Origin of the sequence: Dactylosporangium sp. NPDC050588 (assembly GCF_040654975.1) — a bacterium.
GTDB classification, from domain to species: domain Bacteria; phylum Actinomycetota; class Actinomycetes; order Mycobacteriales; family Micromonosporaceae; genus Dactylosporangium; species Dactylosporangium maewongense.
The window spans coordinates 1-6292 of sequence record NZ_JBFAJA010000182.1 but is presented as its reverse complement, the minus strand read 5'-3'; the positions used below and the strand labels follow the sequence as shown (position 1 = coordinate 6292).

The window sequence follows — 6292 nt, the reverse complement described above, 5'->3', positions numbered from 1 at the left end:
CCTTCGACGGCCGAGGTCACGATGTCGCGGAAGAGCCGCCGCTTCCAGGGGAGGGCGGAGCCGCCGCCGCGGCGGGTGACCTTCGGGACGGAGCACTCGAACTTTGCGATTTGTCGACTACTGAGCGTGACGCAGCAGCTCTGCCGCTGGTCAGGAGTGGTGGACATGCGTATGCTTGACTTGGTATCAGGTTGCATCTTCGTATATCAGGAGGTCGTAGTGGCGCGCACTGTCATTGACTTGGACGAAGCAACGTTGGCGTTCGCGCAGCGCCAGCTCGGCACCAAGACCAAGCGCGAGACGATCAACAGAGCGCTCGCGATCGCGGCCGGGACTAGCGCGGATGACCGTGCACGAGGGTTGGCGTGGCTGCAGGACAACGCAGAACTCATTCTTGACTTCGATGTTCTGGAGGATGGCGAGCGGGCCGGGCGATGACCTATCTGGCGGACACCTCGGCTGCGTGGCGGCTGCTGAGGAAGCAAATTCCAGACCCGTGGCCACGTTACGTCGCGCAGGGTGTCGTAGCGCTTTGTCCACCGGTGGAGGCTGAGCTCATGGTCTCGGTGCGCGCTGACCGGGACTACGAGCCGTTCTTTGCGATGTTGCGCCGAACGTTCGGCTGGTGCCCGACGCTCGACGATCCATGGCGTCATGTCCTTGCTGTCCAGCGCGATCTCATCAAGATCGGTCATCATCGGGGACCTTCGCCGATGGACATCATTATCGCGTTGACGGCGCAAGAGCAACGCCTGACGCTGCTGCACGTCGACGCCGACTTCGACTCGATCGCCAAGGTCCGACCGGGCATTGCCATGATCCGTATCGACCAGGCCTGACCATCAATCGGTGTGGGTTCCCATCGCAAGACCGAGTCGGTCCCGATTCCGGTCGGGGTCCACGACGATCGTTCCTCGGACCGATCACGGTCGGTGGACGCTGAGGCAGTCCGCTCCGGCGTGGAGTTCCCCGCCGGCGGGGAAGCCCTTCAGGTACCAGGCGACGTGCTTGCGGAAGTCCGTCACGCCTTCCTTTCGCGGCCCCACCACTCCACGAGCAGCGTTGCGTGGCGGAGCGTGAGGGCGGCGACCTCGCCCTGGGTCGGGAAGGCGCGGTCGGTGCGGCCGGCGAACGCGGCGGCCAGGTCGGCGAAGAGCCACGGTCACCGGGGCAGCCCCGGCCGATGACCACGCCATCGCAGCAAGTGGAAGCCGTCATGCGGAGGGCGTCTTCGGCTTCCCAGACGTCGCCGTTGCCGAGCACGGGAATGTCCAAAGCGGATTCAACGACGCGATCGCGTCCCGCGAAGCTTCGCCCGAGTAGCGCTGGGCGGCGGTCCGCGCGTGCAACGCGACTCACGCGACACCCGCCTCCTGGGCGATCCGGCCCGCGTCCAGCATCGTCACTTGGAGGAGTGGGAGTGGATGGTCGCGCAACTGCTGCTCATGGCCATCCATCGGGTCCGCCTTGTCAGGCTGTCAACCGACGACATGGTGGGGTTCGTTCGTACAACGATGGGGCTGAGTCCGCCGAAGGGCCGGCCAGCGACTCCTTGGCTCTTAAAACTGTCACCCGTGCCACTGACTTCCATATTATGGCCATGTGGCCCTAATATGGGTCGCATGACATGCCGGAAGATCTCAGACCATGATCGGCGCCGGTGGTGGCACTTGCTGGCTGCCGGAATCCCGGCCTGCGCAATGCCGTTGGCGGTAATGCGGGTCGTCCAGGGCGGAAGGTGACCTGCGGGCTGGCCATCGGTCGTACCGGTTACCGATCGCCGTCCGATCGGAGTGGCCAGCGGGCTACCTAAGGGTGATTGCGCCCCAGTTGGTTGACATCGATATGCGCCGGGTGCGGATACTGTTTTCGTTAGCGTGTCTTGACGCATCCGTGATGACCCGGCACAGTGGACAACCACGCGAGTCGGAAATCTGACACGTTAGCCGGTGATGCTGGGTAGCAGGGGCCGACTGCCCGGCATTCCGCCGGCGACGCCTCCGTGGTGGAGGTGAGCCGTTTGGCCCGCATAGACCACTGGGTGGTGGCCGTAATGGCCACCACCCGGAGGCGCGGATCAACGCCTACTTTCGACGGTTCTGCGTTGATTTCGCGAGGTGGAGCATGGCCCTTGCTATGGCTGCCATGGCAAGGGCCGTGTTTCGCAGATCGTCATCGAGGAACGGCAGTAGCGATAGGGCTTCAGCCACGGTCGCGAACGTCGTCACGATGGCGATCGCGGTCCTGTCGTGTCTGGACCGCCGAGTCCGACACACCCGCCCCTTGCTCCGGACTTGGACCATGCGCCCAGGGCGTCGGTAGTGCCGTTTTCGTTTTCGCCGACTCACGAGGTTTCCTTCCTCGCACACTCCAAACCTGGAGTTCTCCGGCCCTATGCCGGGGTCTTTGGTGAGCGGTGAAAACTGGTCATGAAGCGATGCCCGATGCGGTTGCCGGTTCCGTTGAGACGCTGATGCGTGCCCGCCGGGCGACGACCCGTCGGGCGTGGTCAGCGTTGTCGAGCGCGGCACGCAGAGGATCGTGGCCGAGGCACGGTTTGCGGATTTCGCGGCGACCGTCCGGCTGGTTGCGCAGACGTGAACCATGGCCGGAGTCCGGCGACGACCGCTCTTGCACACGATCGCGCGACTGGACGGTTCATAGTGCTTCCTCGTTCTTCGTCCGCATAAATTCGAGAAGATAATTCAGATTCAGCAGCAGTCGATCGCGTGGCCGATCGGTCGACATGGGCCGTCTAGAAACGGTGCAACAGTACTGCACGAGATCCCCCGGATGGAAGACCTTCGTCACTGTCCGCGCAGCCCGATGGACTGCAACTTGCATATCGCCCATGCGAGATCGAATGAATGAATCATTCTCGCCTCTATCGGTGCTCACTGACCTGCCATTTCCCGTACGGGCAGGTCCGGCAAGGCCGAGGCGGTTCTAGCGGAAGTCGTTACCCACTGTGACTCAAACGCGGGCAGCATGACGTCGCCACCGGCGCTTTCCGCATCGGCGACGTGCATGCCATATTGATTTGGACAACGGGGCGCACTAGCCATCTGTGCAACCCACCGGATTGGCGTTACGCAGGTTGGTTGACATGTCGAATGTCGAGCAGCATCACCACCCCCACGATCTCGGAGGTGTCCACGTCGCTCGAGGTCTGGGACGGCTGGGTCGCTCGTTCGACGGTGAGCAGCTGGCCGCTGCCCACGTCGAACACCGCGACGGTGGCGGGCGTGGCACGTTGCGCCGGGTCGGCGGCGACCGCGAGGCCGCGCCGCCCCGTCGGGTCGACGACTTCGCCGTGGTGCACGATGCCGGGCGTGTCGGCCAGTACGCGCAAAGCCGCAGCACGCTGCGCAGGGGTAAGCGCGACGGTTCGCATGAGGGCAACGATCCGGTCGAGGAAGATCCGCGCCCGGTCCGACACGTCTGGCAGGTCACCGGCGTGCGCGAGTTGCACCGCCAGTAGCGCGGGATCCTCCGAGGGTGCCTGCAACATGATCGGTGCCGACGCCGGCCCGACCGCGTCGCTGATCCCACACTTCGCGGCTGGGTGGGGCGCGGTGAAACCCGGCACCGGGCAGGACCGGCGCTGACCTGACATGTCGGCGCCCCACCAGGTCTCTTCGTCAGTGACGAGCGCTGTGCCGCCGCCTGGCGGGAGAGTCCACTGCCGGGTCCGCACGTATGTGTAGGAGCCCGCGCCCGGTATGGGGGGCGCCTGCCGAGCCAGCTCGGCCAGCTCGGCCAGCCGGTCCGCCGCAGACTGCGGCGCAGCCAGCGTGAGCGGCGCCGGCGCCGGCACGGGCGCCACCGACGCGGTCGGGTCGTCGCTGACACCGCCGTTGCGGTGGGCTACCCCGATGATGACGACCAGACTCACTGTGGCCAGGACGGCTACGAACGCCGCGACCGAGGCCGCCAACCGCGCACGGCCGCGCGGTCGAGCCCGCTGACGCCGGATGTTGCCGGCCAGGGCCAGGAAATGTTCCCGGCTGAGATCCAGCGGCGGCACCAGGGGATCCGGCAGGGGGTCCAGCAGCAGTGCGGCCAGCGCCAGCAACTCGTCGTCGTCCAATTCGGCCGGATCATCCGGGTCGGGCGGTCCGGCGGGATCGGCCGCATCTGGGCGGTGCGGCCCGCCCACCGACTCGACGTTCTCGCGGTCAGGATGCCCCGTCATGTACCGCCCCTCCATGATCACCCGTACCGCGACCCGAGGCGCGCCTGTGCACCTCGTACACCTTTCGCAGCAGCTTCAGGCCATCGGATCGGTGCCGCCGCACCATGTCGACACTGGTCCCGTAGCGTTCCGCGGCTTCCACGTCGCTGAGGTCCAGCACGACCTTCGCGTGGATCATCTGCATCTGCGGCAACGACAGCGTCCGGCGGACGGCATCGCGCATCGCGACCCCGTCCTCCAGGGACATCCCGGCTCCGCCCAGCCGGGACACCTGGTCCATCGCCCGCTCGTCGGCGTCGATGGACACCAATCGACGCCGCGCGCGTTCGCGGTAGTGGTCAGCGATCTTGAACTTCGCCGCCGCCCAAAGCACGCCGCTCACACTGCGCACCTCGTGCGCCGGCTTCTGGTACAGCCGCGTGAACAGCGCGTTTACCGCATCCCTGGCGTCCTCCCTGCACAACCCACGCTTCATGAAGTACTGCATCAGCGCAGGGCCGTTCTTGACGAAGGCGGTCGCCAGCCACTCCGCGTACGGCTCGTGATCATCGGATGGTCCATCGGGTCCATCCGCATCACTGTCACCCGCGCCATCGGCACCGACATCCACAGCGGCCACCAACCGACCCCTCCCTCCGCCGACACCCATGCCCGCACCCCGCCCCAACACCCACGCCGTCCTCGCATCGCTTTCACACCTCTAGCCGTGCGTAGCGAGCGAAACATGAGTGCCAACCTCGCGCTTTTCTCGGATGTTGAGATGGCAGGCGAGGCCGAGTGCCGCGCAGTCGGGACGCCTGCCCTGAAGGTGCAGGTCATGGCCCCAGTGGCACGGCACCGTGATCCTTTTCATTTACAGATAACGATGTATCGATCTATAGCACGCGGCCCATACGCTCACCTCGGGGGTAACGCAGAGCGCTCGATCGACTGCTCCTCGTGGCGGATCGTCGCGACCGGTCGTTTCGCGCTGCGTCGACAACATTCAAGGGGGTACCCATGTCACATCGCGCGATCCGAGTCCTGCACACCGCCGCCATTGTTGCGCTGGTCGGTGCAGCACTGGTCGCCACGCCCGTCCGCGCCGTCGCGGCTCCAGGTGATGGTCCCAGCCAGCATCTCGTCGATGCATACCTCGCCGAGAACCCGGGCGGCGTCCAGACTGGACCATCCGACATTAGCTACAGTGGCGGCAGGTTCGTCGTCACCGTTACCCGGCCCGCCGCGAGCCTCGCCGGAGCTGACTGCCCGTCCGGATGGTTCTGCTTCTACGACAAGATCAACTTCGGCTATCCGCGCGGCAGGCTCAGCGACTGCAGCTGGCAGGACCTGGGCACCTGGGGGTGGCGGAACCGAACCGAATCCGTCGCGTACAACCTCGGCTCCGGATACGTCACCTTCCTCGACACCGACGGCACCTACATCGCCCTGTTCTCCGTAGGTGCCTACAACAGCGGCAAAGCCCGCTCCATCGCCGACGTCGGCGCCGGTCGCAACCGCGCCGACGAGGTGTACCGCACCAACTGCGGATCGTAGTCGCCTATCAAGCAGTATTGAGCGGCGTGCGTCCGGGTGGGGCACACCTATGCCTTCGTGCCACCGTGACCGCGCGGCGCACAACCAGCACCAGGCGAACCGGCAATACAAGTCGGCTTACCTCTGACGCGCGCATCAAGCACTCGCGCCGTGCCCGACGGGGCGCGGCGCCGGGTGCGGTGGGTCAGGTGGTGAGAGTCCAGGTATTGATGAAACGGCCACGAGCTGCCGACGGCAAGGTCATCGGTGGATCAAGGCTAGGAAACCCGTCCAGCGCGACCGTGCTGACAACGGCGAAGACCCATACACCTTCGGACCCTGACGACCCTGACGACCCTGGCGTCCCGGCCGTCAGCCGCCGCTGTCGTCGAGTTCGGCGCCTTCGGGGATGGTGTCGTCGTCGGGGTCGTCGAGCCAGTTCTGGGGGAGGATGACCTTTGCCGGGGTGCCGGTGCGGCCGCGCGGCTGGCCGAGGATCTCGCGGGGGAAGGGCACGTCAGGGTCGAGCTGGGACAGCAGGGCGCCGAGCTCGGTCAGGGATGAGGACGTGGCCATGGCGGC

At 66.0% G+C, this 6292-nt stretch carries 5 protein-coding genes and 2 pseudogenes; 3 read left to right on the top strand and 4 right to left on the bottom strand.

The window, feature by feature from the left end; genetic code table 11:
• Nucleotides 1-165: 165 nt before the first annotated feature.
• Together AB0I21_RS56885 and AB0I21_RS56880 are read left to right on the top strand one after the other, a co-directional pair.
• Nucleotides 166-438, top strand: coding sequence for a type II toxin-antitoxin system VapB family antitoxin (locus tag AB0I21_RS56885; RefSeq protein WP_360574323.1), 273 nt, complete (start codon nt 166-168; stop codon nt 436-438).
• The gene (locus AB0I21_RS56880; RefSeq protein WP_360574322.1) at nt 435-839 is read left to right on the top strand and encodes a PIN domain nuclease; all 405 of its coding nucleotides are present in this window, start codon (nt 435-437) and stop codon (nt 837-839) included. The genes AB0I21_RS56885 and AB0I21_RS56880 overlap by 4 nt, the downstream gene beginning before the upstream one ends.
• A 123-nt stretch (nt 840-962) precedes the next feature.
• Here the strand turns inward: AB0I21_RS56880 and AB0I21_RS56875 are convergent.
• The 3 genes and pseudogenes from AB0I21_RS56875 to AB0I21_RS56865 form a co-directional block, all read right to left on the bottom strand.
• Nucleotides 963-1406 (bottom strand): annotated as a pseudogene (locus AB0I21_RS56875) (tRNA-dihydrouridine synthase); the annotation flags it as partial.
• A gap of 1682 nt (nt 1407-3088) precedes the next feature.
• Nucleotides 3089-4195 (bottom strand): CU044_5270 family protein, encoded by a 1107-nt coding sequence (locus tag AB0I21_RS56870; protein WP_360574320.1) that lies wholly within the window; start codon nt 4193-4195, stop codon nt 3089-3091.
• Nucleotides 4179-4814, bottom strand: a complete 636-nt coding sequence (locus AB0I21_RS56865; protein ID WP_360574318.1) for a sigma-70 family RNA polymerase sigma factor — start codon at nt 4812-4814, stop codon at nt 4179-4181. The genes AB0I21_RS56870 and AB0I21_RS56865 overlap by 17 nt, the downstream gene beginning before the upstream one ends.
• A gap of 380 nt (nt 4815-5194) precedes the next feature.
• Between AB0I21_RS56865 and AB0I21_RS56860 the strand changes: the two genes are divergently transcribed.
• Nucleotides 5195-5731 carry a peptidase inhibitor family I36 protein gene (locus AB0I21_RS56860; RefSeq protein WP_360574316.1) on the top strand — a complete coding sequence of 179 codons (537 nt, stop codon included), beginning with the start codon at nt 5195-5197 and terminating at the stop codon, nt 5729-5731.
• A gap of 351 nt (nt 5732-6082) precedes the next feature.
• On the opposite strand, the pseudogene AB0I21_RS56855 reads toward AB0I21_RS56860, so the two are convergent.
• Nucleotides 6083-6292, bottom strand: a pseudogene (locus AB0I21_RS56855) (tRNA dihydrouridine synthase DusB); the annotation flags it as partial.

What these genes read in the sequence shown, in the direction of transcription:
- AB0I21_RS56860 (WP_360574316.1), top strand. Translation starts at nt 5,195, where the DNA reads ATGTCACATCGCGCGATCCGAGTCCTGCACACCGCCGCCATTGTTGCG.
- AB0I21_RS56870 (WP_360574320.1), bottom strand. Translation starts at nt 4,195, where the DNA reads ATGACGGGGCATCCTGACCGCGAGAACGTCGAGTCGGTGGGCGGGCCG.
- AB0I21_RS56880 (WP_360574322.1), top strand. Translation starts at nt 435, where the DNA reads ATGACCTATCTGGCGGACACCTCGGCTGCGTGGCGGCTGCTGAGGAAG.
- AB0I21_RS56885 (WP_360574323.1), top strand. Translation starts at nt 166, where the DNA reads ATGCGTATGCTTGACTTGGTATCAGGTTGCATCTTCGTATATCAGGAG.